At 64.7% G+C, this 19,186-nt stretch carries 16 protein-coding genes; 5 read left to right on the top strand and 11 right to left on the bottom strand.

Annotated elements, in window-relative coordinates:
• Positions 1-11: 11 nt before the first annotated feature.
• The 7 genes from PCA20602_RS08965 to PCA20602_RS08995 all read right to left on the bottom strand — a co-directional run bounded on the left by PCA20602_RS08965 (position 12) and on the right by PCA20602_RS08995 (position 5,632).
• Positions 12-653: a cupredoxin domain-containing protein gene (locus tag PCA20602_RS08965; RefSeq protein WP_246182092.1), complete on the bottom strand. Its 642-nt coding sequence runs from the start codon at positions 651-653 to the stop codon at positions 12-14.
• Entirely contained in the window at positions 650-1,996 is a 1,347-nt protein-coding gene (locus PCA20602_RS08970; protein ID WP_150720909.1) for a multicopper oxidase family protein, read from the bottom strand. The genes PCA20602_RS08965 and PCA20602_RS08970 overlap by 4 nt, the downstream gene beginning before the upstream one ends.
• Positions 1,993-3,414 (bottom strand): TolC family protein, encoded by a 1,422-nt coding sequence (locus PCA20602_RS08975; RefSeq protein WP_150720910.1) that lies wholly within the window; start codon positions 3,412-3,414, stop codon positions 1,993-1,995. Before PCA20602_RS08975 ends, PCA20602_RS08970 begins: the two co-directional genes overlap by 4 nt.
• Positions 3,411-3,818: a hypothetical protein gene (locus tag PCA20602_RS08980; RefSeq protein WP_150720911.1), complete on the bottom strand. Its 408-nt coding sequence runs from the start codon at positions 3,816-3,818 to the stop codon at positions 3,411-3,413. Before PCA20602_RS08980 ends, PCA20602_RS08975 begins: the two co-directional genes overlap by 4 nt.
• Before the next feature lie 262 nt (positions 3,819-4,080).
• A complete protein-coding gene (locus PCA20602_RS08985; RefSeq protein ID WP_150720912.1) occupies positions 4,081-4,575 on the bottom strand; it encodes a hypothetical protein in 495 nt (164 codons plus the stop codon).
• A 149-nt stretch (positions 4,576-4,724) separates the two neighbouring features.
• On the bottom strand, positions 4,725-5,129 hold the full coding sequence (locus PCA20602_RS08990; protein ID WP_150720913.1) for a hypothetical protein: 405 nt from the start codon (positions 5,127-5,129) through the stop codon (positions 4,725-4,727).
• Positions 5,130-5,194: 65 nt separating this feature from the next.
• Complete coding sequence (locus tag PCA20602_RS08995) at positions 5,195-5,632, bottom strand: hypothetical protein (protein ID WP_150720914.1); 438 nt, start codon at positions 5,630-5,632, stop codon at positions 5,195-5,197.
• A gap of 613 nt (positions 5,633-6,245) precedes the next feature.
• Here PCA20602_RS08995 and PCA20602_RS09000 point away from each other — a divergent pair.
• From PCA20602_RS09000 to PCA20602_RS09015, 4 genes are all read left to right on the top strand, one after another.
• On the top strand, positions 6,246-6,809 hold the full coding sequence (locus PCA20602_RS09000) for a hypothetical protein (protein ID WP_150720915.1): 564 nt from the start codon (positions 6,246-6,248) through the stop codon (positions 6,807-6,809).
• Positions 6,810-7,181: 372 nt separating this feature from the next.
• Positions 7,182-7,370, top strand: a complete 189-nt coding sequence (locus PCA20602_RS09005; RefSeq protein WP_150720916.1) for a hypothetical protein — start codon at positions 7,182-7,184, stop codon at positions 7,368-7,370.
• Between the two features lie 448 nt (positions 7,371-7,818).
• Positions 7,819-8,868, top strand: a complete 1,050-nt coding sequence (locus PCA20602_RS09010; RefSeq protein WP_150720917.1) for a porin — start codon at positions 7,819-7,821, stop codon at positions 8,866-8,868.
• 294 nt (positions 8,869-9,162) lie between these two features.
• Entirely contained in the window at positions 9,163-10,011 is an 849-nt protein-coding gene (locus tag PCA20602_RS09015) for a 3-hydroxybutyryl-CoA dehydrogenase (protein ID WP_150720918.1), read from the top strand.
• A gap of 95 nt (positions 10,012-10,106) precedes the next feature.
• Here the strand turns inward: PCA20602_RS09015 and PCA20602_RS09020 are convergent, their stop codons facing one another.
• Positions 10,107-12,173: a hypothetical protein gene (locus tag PCA20602_RS09020; protein WP_150720919.1), complete on the bottom strand. Its 2,067-nt coding sequence runs from the start codon at positions 12,171-12,173 to the stop codon at positions 10,107-10,109.
• Positions 12,174-12,432: 259 nt separating this feature from the next.
• A complete protein-coding gene (locus PCA20602_RS09025; RefSeq protein WP_150720920.1) occupies positions 12,433-14,298 on the bottom strand; it encodes a hypothetical protein in 1,866 nt (621 codons plus the stop codon).
• Between PCA20602_RS09025 and PCA20602_RS09030 the strand changes: the two genes are divergently transcribed.
• Complete coding sequence (locus PCA20602_RS09030; protein WP_150720921.1) at positions 14,297-14,515, top strand: hypothetical protein; 219 nt, start codon at positions 14,297-14,299, stop codon at positions 14,513-14,515. The two genes, PCA20602_RS09025 and PCA20602_RS09030, sit on opposite strands and share 2 nt — an antisense overlap.
• Before the next feature lie 104 nt (positions 14,516-14,619).
• Here the strand turns inward: PCA20602_RS09030 and PCA20602_RS09035 are convergent, their stop codons facing one another.
• Both PCA20602_RS09035 and PCA20602_RS09040 read right to left on the bottom strand, forming a co-directional pair.
• Entirely contained in the window at positions 14,620-16,368 is a 1,749-nt protein-coding gene (locus PCA20602_RS09035) for a hypothetical protein (RefSeq protein WP_150720922.1), read from the bottom strand.
• Between the two features lie 505 nt (positions 16,369-16,873).
• Positions 16,874-19,135, bottom strand: a complete 2,262-nt coding sequence (locus PCA20602_RS09040; protein WP_150720923.1) for a hypothetical protein — start codon at positions 19,133-19,135, stop codon at positions 16,874-16,876.
• Between the last annotated feature and the right edge of the window lie 51 nt (positions 19,136-19,186).

Consider the following 19,186-nt stretch of genomic DNA (forward strand, 5'->3'; position numbering starts at 1 on the left):
TTGCCCGACGATCAGCGCACGTTGATCACGCCCTTCATGCCGGCTTCGAAATGGCCCGGCTCCAGACAGGCGAAGTCCACCGTTCCCGCCTGAGTGAAATGCCACACGAGCGTTTTCTTCTGACCGGGGTCGACGGTCACGGCGTTCGGCTCGGCGTGGGTCATGCCGGGCATCTGCTGCATCATCTTCGCGTGCTCGGCGAGCGAGGCCGTGGTGCCCAGCGTCAGTTCGTGACGGATCTTGCCGTTGTTGGTGACCACGAAGCGCACCGTGTCGCCACGCTTGACGGTGAGCGTGGCGGGCGAGAAACGCATCGTGTCGCGCATGTCGACGTCTACGGTGCGCGTGGCGTTGGCGTCGTCGCCCGGTTCGCCGATGGCGGTCGCTTCACCGCTGTGGCTGTGTTGCATGTGCATGGCGTGGGGATCGTCGGCAAACGCGGGCGTGGCGAGGCCGGCGAGCGTGAGCATGGCCGCGCCGATGAGCGCCGCGGCCATGGGGCGCTTGCCGCGTGACGAGGCGCCGCGTTCGAAGCGCGATGTCACGTCGGGCACGTTGGGCACAACTTGCGACGCGCCGTGAGGTGCGACCTGCGATGTGACCCGCGACGTGACCTGCGAAGCGGCATGCGAAGTGAAGGGCGAACGAATCATGATTTGACTCCGGTTTTGCCTGCGCGGGCAGGCTGACGATGGGTAGAGGGTAACGCTGAAGTGCTGCCTTGCCACGGACTCGCGACGGAGCCAGGTGGCGCGCGATACCAGCCGGGATCGCGATAACTGTCGCGCGGCCAGTCCTGCCGCACTTTGAGGGTGGTGAACATGCCGCCCATTTCGATGGGGCCGTATGGGCCGGTGCCCGTCATCATCGGCAGTGTGTTTTCGGGCAAAGGCATCTCCATGCCGTTCATCGAGGCACCCGTCTCGCCCATGGCCATGTAGTCGGGAATGATGCGCGCGATCTTCGCCGCGATGTCGCGCTGACTCACGCCGAGCATGGTGGGCACGTCATGGCCCATCGGGTTCATCGTGTGATGCGACTTGTGGCAATGAAACGCCCAGTCGCCGGGTTCGGTGGCGTCGAACTCGATGGCGCGCATCTGCCCCACGGCGACATCGGTCGTGACCTCCGGCCACTGGGCCGTTGGCGGCACCCAGCCGCCGTCGGTGCCGGTCACCTTGAACTCGTGGCCGTGCAGATGGATCGGGTGATTCGTCATCGTGAGATTGCCGATCCGAATGCGCACCCGGTCGCCCTGACGTGCCACGAGCGGATCGATACCCGGAAACGCGCGGCTGTTCCACGTCCACAGATTGAAGTCCGTCATCTCATTCACGCGCGGCGTACGCGTGCCGGGATCGATGGCGTAGGCGTTGATGAGGAAGACGTAATCGCGATCGACCGGCAGGAACGACGGGTCTTTCGGATGCGTGACCCAGAAGCCCATCAGGCCCATGGCCATCTGCATCATCTCGTCGGCGTGCGGGTGATACATGAAGGTGCCGGGGCGTCGGGCTTCGAACTCGTAGACGTACGTCTGTCCCGGCGCAATGGCGCGCTGGTTGAGGCCTGCCACGCCGTCCATGCCGTTGGGCAGCCGCTGGCCGTGCCAGTGCACGCTCGTCGCTTCGGGAAGCTTGTTGGTGACGTACAGGCGCACACGATCGCCCTCGACGACCTCGATGGTCGGGCCCGGACTCTGGCCGTTGTAGCCCCAGAGGTTGGCCTGCATGCCCGGTGCGATTTCGCGCACGACCGGCTCGGCGACAAGGTGAAACTCCTTGACGCCATTGCGCATGCGCCAGGGCAGCGTCCAGCCGTTGAGCGTGACGACAGGGTGGTACGGCCGCCCGTTGGGCGGGGAGAGGGGTTTGGCGGTGCTGGCGTCGTCGCGTGTGGCGGCGTCGGGCAGTGCGGCAAGGCTGGTGCGTTCGACGGCGGCCGCGCCCATGACGGCGAGGCTGGCGTCACGCAGGAATCGTCGGCGTGACGTCATTGGTCGCCTCCGCCCACGCTCTCGCGAAACGCCGTGTCGGCGAGCCAGTAGTCGGACGTGGCGTCGATGTAGGCGAGCACCGTGTCGCGTTGTTCGCGTGCGTCGGTCAGCAGATCGAAGACGCTGGCAAGCATGCCGTTGTAGCGCAGCAGCCATTCGTCGGAGACGCGCTGGCGCATCGGCAGGATCGTCTTGCGGTAATGCTCGGCGATGTCCCACGCGGCGACGGTCTGGGCGCGGCGCGTTCGAACGTCGGCGCGCGCCGCGACGGCGGTGTCCGCGAGACGATCCACGCTTTGGCGGTAGCGCGCTTCGGCACCGGCCACGCGCGTCGATCCCCAGTCGAACAGCGGCACTTCCAGCGAGATTTCATAGCCGTGCTCGCTGGGCGAACCGGTCGCGCCGTTGTTGCGGTATGCCGTGTCGAGCACGTTGACGAACCGTGTGACACGCGTGAGACCGAGGTCGCTCGCGGTGGCGTCGAGCGCCGCGCGTGCTGCGCGAATATCGGCGCGCTCACGCATCGCCTGCGCTTCGGCGTCGGGCCATGCCGGGCGTGTGCGAGGCAACTCGGGGAGTCGAGCGGGCAGCGTGAAGTGCAGTTGCTGACCCCATAAGCCCATCTGTCGCGCGAGTTGTTCGCGCGCCGTGTTGGCCTGCTCGCGGGCACGCGCGAGACGGGCTGCTGTGTCGGCGTAGACAAGGTTCTCTTGGGTCCGGCGCATCGCGCTGAAGTTGCCTGCGCGCGCCATACCGTCTGCGAGCTCGCTGGCGGCTTGCGTCGCAAGTCCCGTTTGTTCGAGGATCTGCACGCGCTCCTGTGCGGCGACCGCTTCAATCCATGCGCGCCGTGTCAGCGTCGCCTGTTCGACGACGGCCTGTGTGACCTGCGCCTGTACCTGCGCGAAGCGGCGCGCTTCGACACGAGAAGCGAGCGGCATCGTCAGCACGCGGACGAAATCGATGCCCCATGTGCGTTCGATGCTGATGTCGCCACCGCCCTGAACGCGCTGGAACGAGAAGCGTGGATTGGGAAGACGTCCCGCCTGCACCAGCGAAGCCTCGGCAATGCCGAGTTCCGCGTAGGTGGCCTGCAACCCGCGATGGTTGAGCAGCGTGAGTTGAACGGCGGCGTCGATATCGAGTGGGCTTGCGAGCAGGTCGTCGCGCGCTTTGGCGAGTGCTTGTGCGCTGGCGTCGTCGCGGGCCCAGACGGCGGGTTTGCCGAGGCGTTGCTGCGTGGCGTCGGCCACGGTTTTGAAGCCGCCGTCGTCGCTGAACGTCGCACATCCCGATAGCGCGAGCGTGGTGATTGCGGCCGCGAGGATTGGCGTGCGTCGGTGCAGTCGCAGCCTTGGTGGTTCGGCCGCGTGGCGTGTGACCGAAGGTGCACGTGGGAATGACAGCGCGGTCGTCATCGTGCGCCTCCCTGCATGTTGTGCCCCGCATGCGGGTCCACCGCGCCGCCGGAATTCGACGGCATCGCATGCCCCATCGCTTCGTGCCCGGACATTGAGGATGCCGCAGAACCGGAAGCGGACGGCATCGGCATGGCGTGGCCCATCGCCGCATGTCCTGCGCCGGACACGCTGGCATTGACCATGCGCCAGTCGCTCGTGGCGACGGACAACGCCGGTCGGGCGAAGTCGTGCAATACGTTGTCAGGGAGGGGGCCCGTCGGTGCGTCCGGGGACGCAGGGTCGGCGGCGCTCGCCGGTGGTGTTGCGCTCTCGGCGCCGATGGCAGGCGCGGCGCTCGCACCCCACAGCGATAGCGCGACCGGCATGCACCAGGCATGCCGTCGTAAGCATGAAAACGTCATCGAAAGACTCGTTGTGCTGGCGATGCCGGACGGTGTGGCGCGATGAAGCCATTGGCTCGCGCACGTTCCGGCATCGCACGTTCATCTGGCAGACGGACTCATGGCACGGGCGACGGGCATACGGGCATAGGCAAACACGTAAGCCGCTCGCGCGACAGTGCGTCAAGTCGGTCCAACGGGGGAACGGAGACGGCGCGCATCCGGGGCGAACGCATACGGCACGGGAAACGGCCGATACGACGTTCGACCCGATGCAGGGCCGTCAGGCGACGACGTGTTTGGGAGGACGTTCGAGGACCGCGACGATAGCACTCGTGGCCGACGTGCGAAGGAAGGGAATGGCGGTGGACGGCTGTGCGTCCGGCAAGCGCATTACGAGGCTCGGCGGCAGCGCGGTGCATACGACGCACGCCGCACAGGCGGAACAACTGGTGTGATGGGTATGCGCGCCCTGGGTGCCTTGCGAATCCGGCGAAGACGCATGCGTATCACCGAGCATCGTAACGGCGTGGCCGCTTTGATCACTGTGATGCCGCATGCCGGCCATCATCGCGTCGCTGTCGCCCGTCGTCACGGCGTGATGCATTCCCATCATGGCCGATGCGTCGTTGCGTGCGGTGGCGACGGTTTGCATTGCCATCGGCGCCGCGCCGGCAGGCGTTCCCGGCGTGCAATGCGTGCGCAGTGACGCCATGGCCTGTAACGGCAGGGTCACGCACAACAGCATCAGCACGAGGAATTTGCGCCAGCGATTCATGCCGCGCAGTCTAGCACCGCCCGCGCCCCGCTCGCAAATCGACGTGCGGCGCCCGATCGTGCGCGGTATCTCGGCTGTCCCGGTCAATGTCAGGGCGGATGCACATTGCCATGACAAGGTCGCAGGGCCGATCGCGACAGTCAGCACGGTCAATGCTCGAACAGATGAAACGTTTCGAAGTGCGTGCGCCGACGGGACAGCGCGATGAGATTGACGACACAGACCACCGCGACCAGCACGAACAACGGGGCCGACACTTCGACCGTGTCATGCGCGAGCAATGAAAAGACGGTCAACAGGATCATGAGCGAGAGCAGCATGCGATGCAGCCATGCGGCGAGACGCAAATGGCGCTCGGACTGGGCGATGAGCACCACGAGCGAGACGTAGAACGGTGCCGCGATCGCGGCAAGCACACACAGCGCAAGCAGCACCCCGAGCACGCTGGCCAGCAACTCGTGCCCGTCGGCAGCGCTCGATTGCACGCCGACGACCGTCGCGGCTGCGAGGTAGAGCAGCATCAGACCATCCAGAACGATCGCAAGTCGGTTCATGACATCTCTCCGGCGAAAAAGGTGCGGAGGTAAAAAAGCGCTGTCCCCTGGCGTTCGACACGACGTCAACCGCCGTCGGCCGCCGAGGTGCCGGGCAGCATCAACCCAAGCCACACTGCGGCGGCGTCGAGACTCGCCGGGTCCGATACGGCCTGCACCCGATAGATCGCGATGTTGCCGCTGTCGTCGGCGCAGAACAGGTCGCGCTCCAGATCGGCCGTCAGGTCGAGTCGTTGCTGGACACGATAGAAGCCCAGCGGCGTGAGGTCCTGCACCAACGCCGCGAGCGTTTCTGGATAGAGATAGACATGAGACGGCCAGTGACCGTGCCGCAGACGAAACTTGCCAAGTGCCGCGAGAACGTGAGCGAGCGTGCCGCCGTGACCGCGAACGAAGTCGATCAGGAACGTTGCGCCGACACCGTTCGCCGCTGTGGGCTTGCGTGCAGGGGCCGGGTCCGGTTCTCCGGGACGAAGACCGCCGGGTGGCGTGGGGTGTCCCATGGCTCACCTCTCGCCGTACGTGTTTGCGCACGCGAGCGAAGCTCGGCGCACGGCTGACGATGTACGGATATTCACAAACCCTCCGCAGACGGCCAGGAGGTGAGTGCCCAGTGAATATTGGTCTTGTGATTCGATAGTTGCAGAGCGGCGCGACGGACGAAATCCGCACTTTCGCTTAATCCGTCGACATGAGGGCGCGGGCAGGGGAGTCGAACCTGAATAGGGAACGCCCGAACATGGCAGGCACAAATGGAAACCGGCGGGCTAAGCCGCCGGTTGAGGCCCCATCGGGGCATCGCCAGCCGCGTGTACCGGCGCGGCATGGTATGGGCCAAGGAGACTTGGCGCCAGGGGGTATTGCCGTCATACACTGAACCGCGATGGGTTCCCGGCCGTGCCCGTGCAGCTTCGCTGCGATTTGAGTATAGGTCGTCTGCGTCAGGCGCCAATCGGCTTTTTGCATGAGGGCGCCTCACGTCCCCTGCGAGAACTATCAGGCGGACACGCACTCGAATTGACGCACGATTTCCCTTGTGACCGTGGTTTCGCCGGCGCAGAGTTTGCGTTCTAATGGCAACATTCCAGGCGATGTCGCAAAGTGGCGCAGCCCCGCATGGCAACCACGCCGTCCGCCGCCGTACCCCAGTCAAACGTTCCAATAATGTCAACGAAATCTCTACAACGATGGACCTTGCTGGCATGCCTGTGTGCAGCACAGTCGGCATTTGCCGCCGACCAGTGCGAGGGCATCCTCCTGCTGGCGAAAAGCGCGCAAACCGGGTTTGAAGACCTCACCGGCCCGCTGGTCGCGAAAAACGACCGTGGCGAAAGCTATCAGGCGACCTATTCGGTCCCGGGCGGCGACTGCAAGGTTTTCCGTGCGACCGGATTGGCACCGACTTACGAGTGCATCTGGGATTATCAGAAGATCACGCCGATGGACCTGCGCACGCAGGCGCAGAAGTTCGCCACCGACGTGGCGCGCTGCACCCGCGGGGTCACCACCATGCGTACGACCACCACGAACCCGGCTGGCCTGCCTGCCGAATGGCAGAGCGCGAGCAAGAAATACGCGCGCCCGGTCAATTTCACGATCACCGCGCAGGACCTGATGACGCCGCGTGGCGAGCGTCTGCGGGAGATCTCGCTGTCGGTCGAAAAGCAGGTCGACAAGTAATCCGACGTTCTCAACGTTGGCAGGTTGCGCGCTCGCCTTGCCCCGTCTGGTAAGGCCTGGCGGCATTTTTGAGCGGATGGCAGACGCTTATCTGCCGTCCCTCATGCCCCCGGTTACAAACGGTTGCAGACCGCCCCGCGCGTTAACACTTTTTCGGTCGACGCTCGTTCGACTGACCCGGTACAGTCATTCTTGAGGCGTATGGCGCACGTGCAACCCGCAGGTGCCGACCGCGTCTCGTGCCAACCGGCCCCACATTCGTGGCCGGGGTGATGTGGCTGAACCGAAATGAGTGCCCGACTTCGCTGCTGTTTCCTGTTACTGCTAGTGTGTGCCTACCCTGCCTGGGCCGATGGCGGGCGTGGGCGCGAGATGCTGGACGTCAACAAAGCGTCGTTGCGCGAAGACATCAGCCGGTTCAACGCCGATCGTGGTCGTGGTCAGGCCGCCTACCCTAACTGGGCCGCACCTGCCGAACCTCGCGAGCGTCAATACACGTCGCAAGGCGAGCCGCGTGGCGAGCGCGGCGGTAACGAAGGTGGCGGTCGTCGCAACCGTTGATCGCGTCGTAACCTCCTGTCGTCGTTTCTCCCACCCGACTTTCTCTCCCGCATTTCCCCGTCATTGAACCGAATGTTGCACATGTGCAACATTAGATGCGTTTCCCCATCCGCAAAGTCGTCCGTCGGTCGCGCTTGATCGATGCCCATGATTCGTGCTTATCACGGCGAATGTGAGTCATCGCTAACCCCGAAATAAGCGGGTTATATCGATCCCGTTATACCGGGATTAATTGTGGCGCGGGTGGTCGTCCGATTTTTGTCTCCCCACCATTTCCCGGCCACTTCGTGTGGTGCATTTTTCCTGGCCGTTCCGGCCTTTCTGCGCACGGCATGGCTATGCGAGAATCACGGCCGTTTTATCAGGGAGGCGCTTCTCAAAAGGGCGCCGGCAGGTCCCGTGCAAGGCGGGAACGGGCACACAAAATACATAAACCAAGGAGAAGTCAATGAAGCGCAGTATGGCCAAGGGCATTGGTGGGGCCGTCGTATTGGGCGCCTGCATGGGCGCGATGAGCGCACCGGCATTCGCACAATCGAACGTCACGTTGTACGGTCAGGTCGACGCCTGGGTGGGCGCCGTCAAGAACCCGGGCGAGAATCGCGCCTGGACGCAGGGTGGCGGCGGCATGTCGACGTCCTACTGGGGCATGAAGGGTAACGAAGATCTCGGCGGCGGCCTGAAGGCCGTGTTCGTGCTCGAAGACTTCTTCCGTCCGCAGAACGGTCAGTACGGCCGCTTCCAGGGCGACTCGATGTTCTCGCGCAACGCCTACGTCGGTCTGCAATCGGATACGGCAGGTACGGTCACGATCGGCCGTCTGACCACGTCGTACTTCGTCTCGACGATTCTGTTCAACCCGTTCGTCGATTCGTACACCTTCAGCCCGATGGTGTTCCACACGTTCATCGGCCAGGCGGGTCAGGGCATCGTGGGCGACTCCGGCTGGAGTAACGCCGTGATGTACACCACACCGAACTTCAAGGGGCTGTCGGGTAGCGTCTCGTACGCCTTCGGCAACAAGGCGGGCGAAACGGGCCAGAACAAGTGGAGCGCCTCGGCGCTGTACTTCAACGGCCCGTTTGCCGCGACCGTGGCTTACCAGCAGGTCAAGTTCGACGCGCAGCCGGACGACATGGCCGGCATGGCGGGCTTTCGCAGCCAGCAGGCCGTACAGGTGGGCGCAACGTACGACCTCCAGGTCGTGAAGCTCTTCGGTCAGTACCAGTACATCCGCAACAACATCACGGGCGGTGGCGTGTCGGAGAACGGCGGCCAGCTCGGCGTGTCGGTGCCGCTCGGTAACGGCCAGGTGCTCGCCTCGTACGCGTACACGAAGAGTTCGGGCACGAGCAACGTCAACCGCAAGACGTGGGCGCTGGGCTACGACTACAACCTGTCGAAGCGCACCGACATCTACGCGGCTTACATGAACGACAAGGTCAGCACGCTCTCGGGCGGCGACACGTTCGGCGGCGGCGTTCGCATGAAGTTCTGAGCGCGAAGGGCGCGCATGTCGTCGCATGTCGTCGCATGTCGTCGATACGCGCCGCGCCCGGCCGTGCCAACGAAGGGCAGACATTCGTCTGCCCTTTTGCATTGGCGTGCGCGATGACAGGCGCCGGGCGCTCATGTCCCGAACATGCCATCGCCGCGCCGTTCGCGATTCCTTCCGCGGACGTTTCGCACAGCGGTTCCATGTGTCACCGATCCGACGTGTCCGCGCTATGATTTGTGCACCGCGCAAGACGGTATTCCCGCCACCATTTGACACAATCGGAGCAGAGACGACATGACGATTCAGCACGTAGGCATCATTGGCGCAGGCACGATGGGTAACGGCATTGCACAGGCCTGTGCGGTGGCCGGACTGCCGGTGACGATGGTCGACATCAGCGACGCGGCGGTGCAAAAGGGCGTGGCGACGATTGCCGGCAGCCTGGACCGCCTCATCAAGAAAGACAAGCTCACTGTCGCCGACAAGGATGCCGCGCTCGCCCGCATCGCCACGTCGACCGATTACGCGGCGCTCGCCAAGGCCGACATCGTGATCGAAGCGGCGACGGAAAACTTCGACCTGAAGGTCAAGATCCTCAAGCAGCTCGAAGGCGTGGCAAAGGACGGCGCGATTCTCGCGTCGAACACGTCGTCGATCTCGATCACCAAGCTCGCCGCGATCGTCGCGAAGCCCGAGCAGTTCATCGGCATGCACTTCTTCAACCCGGTGCCGCTCATGGCGCTCGTTGAGATCATTCGCGGTCTGCAAACGAGCGACGAGACGCACGCGCGTGTCGATGCGCTGGCCCGCTCGCTCGGCAAATCGCCGATCACGGTGAAGAACGCGCCGGGCTTTGTCGTGAACCGCATTCTCGTGCCGATGATCAACGAGGCGTTCTTCGTGTTGGCCGAGAATCTGGCGACGCCGGAGGAAATCGACGAGGGCATGAAGCTCGGCTGCAATCATCCGATCGGGCCGCTCGCGCTCGCCGACATGATCGGTCTGGACGTCTGCCTGTCGGTGATGAACGTCTACTACGACGAGTTCGAAGACTCGAAGTACCGCGCGTGCCCGCTGCTCAAGGAAATGGTCGCGGCCGGCTATCTGGGCCGCAAGACGGGACGTGGCGTCTATACGTACTGAGCGTGATGAAAGACCGGCGCGTGCAAGGCGCGCCGGTGTCGATGTGCGGCGAGGTGTCGCCTCGTCCATCATGACGTCGCGCGATGACGACCCCGTCACGCTCCGTCGGCGATTACGTTCGCGTCCGCCGACGGTCGTCCCGCCGGGTTCGCCGATTCCAGCGAGTTCGACGCGCCATAGCCGCTCGCCGACCCACCCGCCGACCCGCTCGACGTGCCCAATGTGGAATCGCTCGTCGATCCCCGATTCGATTTTTTTGCCGATCCGCCCGACGACCCGCGTGAACTCGACGTTCTCGACAGCGATCCTCCGCTACTCATGCTGCCCATGCTGCCGCGACTGCTCAGGCTGCTGCGTCGAGGTCCGAGCGGGCGTGTGAGCGACACGGTGTAGGGCTCCCCCGGACGGTGGCCGATATCGGCGAACGCGGCGTCGAGCACGCGGCGCGTCTCCATCGGATCTTTCGTCATTGCGAAGCCAACGGCCTTCACCCGGCTCCACGGGTCGAGCAACACGGTGGTGTCCCGCGCGCCCATGATGAGCCCGGCGAAGTTGGCGCCAGTGATGCCATCGGTACCCGGCCCTTCGAAGTCGCTTGGGGTGGAGAGTTCGAGCGCGTCGATCAATTCCACGGACTCCGTATACAGCACCAGCGCATGCGGCGAGCGATGCTTCGGCTGCACCGTGATCATGCGAACGCAATCGCCATGCACGCCGCCTTCGATCAGGAAATGAAACAGGATCTCGGCGTTCTCCTGACAAAACGCCTCAGTGCCCGGATTCAGACGGTAATGGCTCGTGGTGACGAAGGCGGCCAGACGCTGTTGCTCGAATAGCGACGCATCGGGCGGAACCTGTTCGAGGGCGACACGAATGGCGTCGCGATTCTTGAGGATGGAGTAGTCGCGATAGGGGCGAAGATCGGGCCGGTTGGTGCGCATCAACTTCATGCGGGAGACTTCGGCATAGGCGCCGAGAATGGCATTTTGCACGTCGTCGTCGCGCAAATGACTGAGCACGGCATCGACCTCGTGACGATTCAGCGCGATGCTGTCCGGCGTTGTCACCCGGCTGTTTCCGCAACCGCCACCGCAGAGCCGCAGCGGCGCGTGTGCTTCCCATCGGCCCGTCTGCGGGTCGTAAGTCACGGGCACCTGCGCCAACGTGCGTTGTGCGGAGTCGACGAGCCAATGATCCCCGCTCGATCCACGCGTGGCGCGGTAGTAACCGGCTTCGCCGCGCAGGTAGTGGCGACCATCGACGAGCACGATGCGCGCAGCACCACTTGCGGGCAGCTTGTCGTTGGCTATCTGCTGTTCATATCCTTGCAGATAGGTGCGCTCACCTGTGATGGCCATCGCAGCGGCAGCGTCGGTCATGACGGCCGACGCGCCTGCCGCGACCCGCGCTTCGTCGTCGATGCCTGCGTGTTCGATCACGCCCTCGCGTCCACCCGAGGCCACCTTTCGGTCGACGGCGTCGAGTGTCTTCTGTGGCACCTGAACCGCATGTCCCGGCGAACCGCCGGGCGGCTTCTCCGGCATCGCGTGGATCTTGCCGCCCATCGCTCCCTGCCGAGCCGGTCGCATGGCGTTGCCGAGTGGACGCGTTATCACGCGCGGATCGGCGTTCTGGAGAATGGAGACGATGCGGTCCGTGGAAATGGGTTTGCCGTCACGACTGTCGGCCACAACGTCGGTCACCTCGGACGGCAAACGCAGGATCGCCACTTCCGGAAGCATGCCGGTCGCCACGTCCATCATGTGGGTGCGTTGCTGGATTTGCTCGCGCGTTTGCTGGCTGACGTCGTGCCCGGTGAGCAATGCGTACATGTCGACGACCGAATTGCCGAGGTTCTTGAAAGGCTCGCTGCCTGCGCCGATCGATCTGAGCACGTCCTGCGACGAGTACTCGTGTTTGATCGTCATTTGCGGGGCGATGGGTTGAGCGATCACGTCGGCGTCGTCATGACGGATGTCAGGCTGCGATGCCGAAACGCCGGCGCACTGGCGATCCTGTTCTCCCGCGCCATCGGCCTCACGACATCGCGGTGATGTCCTCGGCACGAAGCTCGTAGCAGGCGGGACCAGATTCGCCACGAACATCAGTGCGAGCGCTGCGGGCCAGACAGTGGATGCCGACGACCGGGGCGGTGACGCCATGTCAGACGCGTGTTTGCGTGTGCGCATACCCGGCGGTGCCGTAGCCGGGCGTGCATGGGACAGCGAGTCCGCGAAGCGCATATTCGATGAAAGTGCCGTGCTGACGTGCGCCGAAGTCTGGCGATGACGTACCAAAGGCGGGAGCGAGTAGGCGGGGGCGGCGGAGTTGACTCGGCGATACGATGCATAGGGCATGACAACGTCTCCTAATGAAGGGTGACGACGCTTGTCGGGGGGCGTTCGTCCGAGGAGCGAAGTGTTAGGGAAAAGGGCGAGGGGGCCGCGCGAAGGTGTCGGCGATCGAGTGACGGCGAACGTCGTGCCCCGCGTCGAAGCCCGCGCCCGAGCCCGCGCTGGACACCGATTCGATCACCGTGCTCGTCGATCCGGACCGGCCGGAGCCGTCCGACGCCCCCGACATCGTGCCCGAGCTTCCCGCACTGCCGACGCTCCCCAGACTGCTCTGACTGCTCATTACGCCCTTGCGCACAGCGAGAGGGCGAGTGACCGACACGGTATAGGGGCTCCCGGTCCGGTGTCCGATATCGGAGAACGCGGCGTCGAGAATATCGACGGCATCTTGCGGACTGTCGGCACGAGCAAACGAGATGGCCTTGCTGCGGCTCCACGGATCGAGCAGCACCGTGGTGTCGCGCGTCATATAGGTGGCCCACGCGAACTGTGAGGACGAGATGCCATCCTGACGCAGACTGACCCGCGGGTTGGGCGTCGAAGCGTCGAGCATGTCGATCAGCCGATGCGACTCGGTGTATAGCACCATGACATGCGGTGAGCGATTCTTCGGCTGCACGGTGATCAGGCGGAGCTGGTCGCTGTCGATGCCATCCTGAAGCAGGAAGTAGAACAGGATCTCGGCATTCTCCTGACAGAACGCTTCTGCCGCAGGATGCGCATAGTAGTATCGCGCCGTGACCTCCGAGGTCAGGCGTTGTTGCTTGAGCAGCGGCAGCCGACGGTCGATGTCTTTCATCGCCGTGCGCAAGGCCGCCCGGTGATCGACGATAGAGTGATCGCGCAGGGCGCGCAGATCGGGGCGATTGGACCGAACGAGATGCAGGCGACCGAGATCGGCGAACGCGTTCTGAATGGCCTCCTGTGCCGACTCGTCGGGCAAGTGACGCGTTGCCGCGAAGATGTCGTCGTAGCTTTGCGCAATGCTGTCCGGTGTTGCCGGACGGCTCGATCCGCATCCCCCGCCGCACACACGCAACGGCGCGTGCGCACGCCATTCGCCGGTCGCCGGATCGAAGGTAATCGGCACCTGCGCGCGTGTCTGGCGTGGTGCATCGATGAGCCAGTGATCGGCGCTGATGCCGGGCGTCGCGCGGTAATAACCCGCCTCGCCCCGCAGGTAGTGATGGCCGTTGACGATGACCAGTCGCGTAGCCTTCTGCGTCGGTAATTCATCTTCGGAGAAGCGTTGTTCGTAGCCGTCCAGATGCTCGAACTCGCCCTGTATCGCGAAGCGGCCCGCCGGCCTCTCGACCGTCGACAGGTTGTCCGGCACGCTCACGATGCCGGTGCGATCATCCTTCGGCAGTTGCCATTGGGGCGCCCGATCCGATGACGGCACATCGTGCTCGACGGGACGCTTCGGCGGCGCCACATGAGACGTGATCGAAGGGTCACTGCCGCGCGGCGAGGCAAACTGGGTGATGCCGATCAATGAGTCGATGGACAGCGGTTTGCCGTCCTCGCGATCAACCGCGATGTCCGAAATCTCGGCAGGCAGACGTAGCCATTGGACTTCCGGGATGAGACCCGTCGTGATGTCGATGGCCGACATCCAGTCTCCGACTTTCCTGCGAACCTCGGGCGAGACTTCGCGGCCGGTCATGAGCGCATAGGCGTCGGAGACGGACTCGCCAGTGCTGGAAAAGGGCATGCGTGCAGCGGCCACAGCGCGCACCAGATCGAAGGGTGCGTAGTGGGATTTGATCGACGGCTGTGTGACGCGCTCGATATGCACGGCTTTCCATGTCGGCGTGTCGGGTGGGTTCGGTGGGGCGTCGTCGCGCCCTGGCGTTCGCGCGGGTTGGGCGCGATGATCCGGGCGGCGCGGCACCGCCGCCGGCACGGGCATGACAAGGTTCGCGACGAGCATGACGGCGAAGGCCGCAGGCCAGACGGTGTCGCGGCGTCGACGTGGGCAGGACGTTACCGATGGCGCCGATGTTGAGGATGGCGCCGACGAAGTCGATGACGCGGACGAATGTGCCCGCGATGCCGGTGCTGTGCGGGCCGCGCGGAACGTCCCCGGAAACGATGCGGCGCTGCGCTTTCGCATGGCGTGGGGCGTCGAGGCTTGCGGTGCGCCGTAACACGAAGGAATGTAGATGGCGCGACGATGCGCGGTCGAAGGCATGGCGAAATCTCCGAGAGAAACGCTGCATTGACGATAAACGGCGGACAGGGCGTGCAGGCTTCACACGATAACGTGGGTTCCGGAATCTCCCGGGACAGCCCCCGCCAACGGACCGTTCGCTGCGCCGGGCATTTGACCCGACGCGCTACTCCAGCTTGTCGAGCCGGACGCTCCGCTCGACAAGCGGCCACTGCTGCCGCTACGGCTACTGCCCGTGCTGCCCAGACTGATCGAACTGCCCCGGCGCATGCCCAGCGGACGGGTGATGGACACCCGGTACATGTTGCCTTGCCGATGCCCGATGTCCTCGAAGGCGGCGTCGAGCGTGTCGACCAGATCGACCGCATGATTGGCGTGTGCAAAGGAGGTGGCACGTGCGCGACTCCACGGATCGAGCAGTACGGTGGAGTCGCGAGATTCGTAGACCTCTCGCGCGAAGAGCATGTCGTTGATGCCGTCGGGCTCGAAGTTGAGCGGCGGTTGCGGCGTCGCGGCTTCGAGCAGGCCGATCAGGCGTTCCGACTCCGTGTACAACACCAGTACGTGCGGCGGCCGGTTTTTCGGTTGCACGGTGATCATCCGGATGCGGTCGGTAGGAATGTCGTTTGCGAGCAGGTAGTGAAAGAGAATCTCCGAGTTCTCCTGACAGAACGCCTCGCTGTAGCGGTTCCAGTAGTAATGCATCGTCGTGATCAGCGACGCTTCTTCCTGCTGCTTGAGCAGCGGCTGGTTGCGCTTGATGCGTTTCATCGATGTCCGCAATGCGGCGCGGTGATCGATGATCGAGTTGTCGCGCGTCATACGAAGGTCGGGGCGATTGCTTCGCGTCAGGTGCAACAGGCTGAGGTCGTTGAACGCATAGCGGATGCCGTCCCGCATGTGTTCGTCACGCAAATGCGCGATCGCATTGATGATCTTCTCGCGGTCGATGGCGATGCTGTCGGGTGACGCTTCACGGCTCGATCCGCATCCGCCGCCGCAAAGCCGTAGCGGTGACTCTGCGTGCCACTGACCGGTGACGGGATCGAAAAGGACCGGCACCTGTGCTGCGCGGCCGCTGCCGCGTGGCGCCGAGATCAGCCAATGGTCGATGCTGCGCCCGCGTGTTGCTCGGTAATACCCGGCTTCGCCGCGGAGGTAGTGCTTGCCGTCGACGATGACCAGGCGACTGTCGAGGCGCTCTGGCAACTGGTCTTTCGACAGATCCAGCGCATACCCCTGCAAATGTTCGTGCTCGTCTTCGATGTGCCACGGCTGACGGTGCGGCGACACGTCGTTTCCGAGGTGAGGCAAGACCGCCACGCCGATCGGTTCATCGAGCGAAGCGCTGTGCTGATCCGCTTTGCTCCCGGCGTTCGTGCGTTGGGTACGGGCCGCATGGCGTTCGGGGTAGCGCTGCTGGTGCATCTCCCGGAAATCCGGACGCCCCCGAACGATGCCGCGACTCTGCCAGTTGCGCGGATCGGCGGACTGCACCACGGAGGTAAGACGTTCGATGTCGACTTCACGGCCTTCGAGCCGGTCGGCGGCGATGCCAGCCGCTTCGCCGGGGATGCGCGACAGGCCGACATCGGGGATGAGGCCGGTGGCGAAGTCGAGGGCTTGTGCCCATTGCGCGACCGACTGGCGCGTATCGGCACTCACCGTATTGCCAGTCACCAGTGTGTACATCTGAAGCAGTGCGCCACCGGTATTGCGGAACGGTGCGCTCGACGCCGCCATGGCTGACAGGAACTCGGGCAGGGTGTAACCGGCTTTGATGGCGTGGACATCCACAGGGCGAATCGCGACGGCGTCGCTGCGCTTCAAGACATCGGCGCCTGGTGTGTCGATGCGCGTTTGGCCTGTCCCGGTGTCAGCACCCGGCGCATTCGGCGGCCGTCTCGCGGTACCCCGGGGAATGCCGCTCCCGGCGGGCGACATCATGTTCGCGACGAGCAGTATCGCGAAGGCCACTGGCCAGACGGCATGTGTGCAATCCGATGGCACCGTGCCACGCCGGGGCCACGTCGTGCTCTTCTGCCGGCGGTCAGGGCGGGCGGGCGCCGCTTGTGACACATGCGCGATGCGCGCGCGGAAGGAACGGGCGAGGCCGGCGCCCGCACGTGAGAGCGCCCTGGCTGTCTGGGCGGTCGGTACGGCGGGCGTCATCGCGTAGCGAGGTGCCGGTGAAGTGACGCGGCAGTGGGAAGCGTATGGCATGGGAACGTCTCCGGAAGCACGCCGATGCGGTGGTGCGACGGGCTGGAATGCATCGAGTCCGCGTACCGCATCGACGCGCGGGCGGGGGGCGGGTTCACGCGTATGGGGCGCTTCAGAGAGCGTCCTCCGGGGCATCGTCCGACGACGACGGCATGTCTTGATCGGGCGGTGACGGCGGATCGAAGACGTTGGCGTTGCTCTCGCTCCCGAGACTGACGGGGCTACCGGCACTGCCCGAGCTACTGGTGCTGCGCATGCGCGAGCCGGGCGTGTGCGTGCCGAACGGACGGGTGATCGAGACGACGAACGGATGTCCATCACGATGCCCCAGTGCGGCGAGTATGCGATTGAGACGTTGCTGGACGTCACGTTCGGTGAACGTCCCGCCAAACCCGGTGGCTTTCGTGCGGCTCCACGGATCGAGCAGCAGTGTCGTGTCGCGGGTCAGGAAGACCGCGCGGGAGAACATGCGGTCGCCGATGCCGTCGGGGCGTCCGTGGATCATTGGCTGCGGCGTGGCCACGTGCAGCATGTCGATGAATGTCTCCGACTCCGTGTAGAGCACCATCACGTGTGCCGGGCGATGCTGTGGCTGGAAGGTGATCATGCGGATTCGTTCCTCGGGCACGCCGCTTTCCAGCAGCAGATGGAACAGAATCTCGGCGTTCTCCTGACAGAAGGCTTCCGCCTGTGGATTGTCCGAGTAGTACATCGCCGTGGCAGCGGCGACCTGCTGCTGCTGTTGCAGCAAGGGGGCCTCGCGGTCGATGTTGCGCATGGCTTTGCGCAGTGCGGCGCGGTGTCCGACGATGGAGTAGTCGCGAGTGGCGCGCAGGTCGGCGCGATTGCCGCGCAGCAGACGCAGACTGCTTAGATTGCCGAATGCCGCCTGAATGGCGTCCTGTGTGTCCAGGTCGGGCAAATGCGAGATGGCGGACGCGATGGCCGGCCATCCGTCCACGATGCTGTCGGACTCGGGAATGCGCTTGCTCTGATTGCATCCGCCGCCGCACAGTCGCAAGGGCGCATCGGCTAGCCACTCGCGGGTCTGCGGGTCGAAGGTCACGGGCACCTGTGCGCGGCTGTGACGGGGGGCGTCGATGAGCCAGACGTTCTCTTGCATTTCGCGGCCAAGACGATAAAAGCCGTTCTCACCGGCGAGATAGTAGTGACCGTCCATCTGGAACATCTGTGAATGCGGATCGAGGGACAGGCGTTCGGCGGAAATGGGCTGTTCATATCCGGCGAGATGCTCGCGCTCTCCCGCGATACGATGGCTGGAGGCCGCGTGTTGCGGGATGCTCGGCAGTACCGCGACCGGTTCGGCCGGCAGAGCTTCGTCGGCGCGCTCGCGCGGCATCGATCCGTCTGCGCCTTCCGATGGGCTGTCCGGCGCGCTGTCGGGGGCGCTGTCGGGGACATATTCCGGCGCCCTTTGCGCGGGAGGATCGGCTTCGTCACGTGCTGCCCCGTTGGCGCCCTCAAGCCCCGGCGGGGCATCGTCGGACTCGCGGCGGCCGTCGACGGCTAGCCGGTCGAGCAGCGCTGCAAGGGGTGTCTCGCCCCACGTTTGCTGCTTTTCCGATGCGGCCGGCGCCACGACAGATTCTGCGTTCACGTCGGCGCGCCACGTGCGCGGGTCGAGTGCCTGCATCAGGGTGGCAACGTCGCTCGCAATGGGGGCGCGTCCTTCGATCTGTTCGACAGCGACGTGCGAGATATCGCCGGGCAGACGAGACATGCGCACCTGCGGCATCAGTCCCGTGCTGAAGTCGATGATCTTGCCGCTGCGCCGAATGTTCTGTCGTGTCTCAGTCGCAGGCGCTTCGCCGATGAAGACTTCATAGGCGTCGCTCAGCGACTCGCCGAATTTTTCGAACGGCGAGCGCGATGCCGCCACGATCCGTAGCATGTCCATCAACGTGTAGTCGGTGCGCAAGCGATGCGGCTCGACCGGGCGAATGTCGACGTCATCCGGCGGGACCGTGGTGCTCGACGACGGCATGGCAGGGACTTCGCGTAACGCGACGGGTGGCAACTGCGGTAGTGAATACGCGTCGTCGTGCGCCTCGGCGATCAGGTTGCGTCTGGGCAGCGCCCCGGCGGCGGGGGCTGCGAGATTGGCGACCATGAGAATGGCGAGCGCAGCGGGCCATCCGCCTGCACGCCGTTGCGCATTCGCGTTGTCGGCGGTGTGCGTCGCACACCTGGCTTCGCGGCTGGCGACGAGGGGCATCTCGCGCCGGTAGCCCGCGCGTCGGAAGGTGCGATGGAATCCTTCCGGCGCGCTGGCGGACGGCTCGCGACGTTGCCGTGCGTGGGACAACCCATAGTGCGGCGTGTGCCGGATGTTGTGATACGAGACGTGCGGCATGGCGGCCTTTCCCATAGTGAGGGCCACGGAACGCGACACATTGGGCTGGTG

It is taken from the genome of Pandoraea capi (assembly GCF_902459735.1).
Classification (GTDB): Bacteria; Pseudomonadota; Gammaproteobacteria; order Burkholderiales; family Burkholderiaceae; genus Pandoraea; species Pandoraea capi.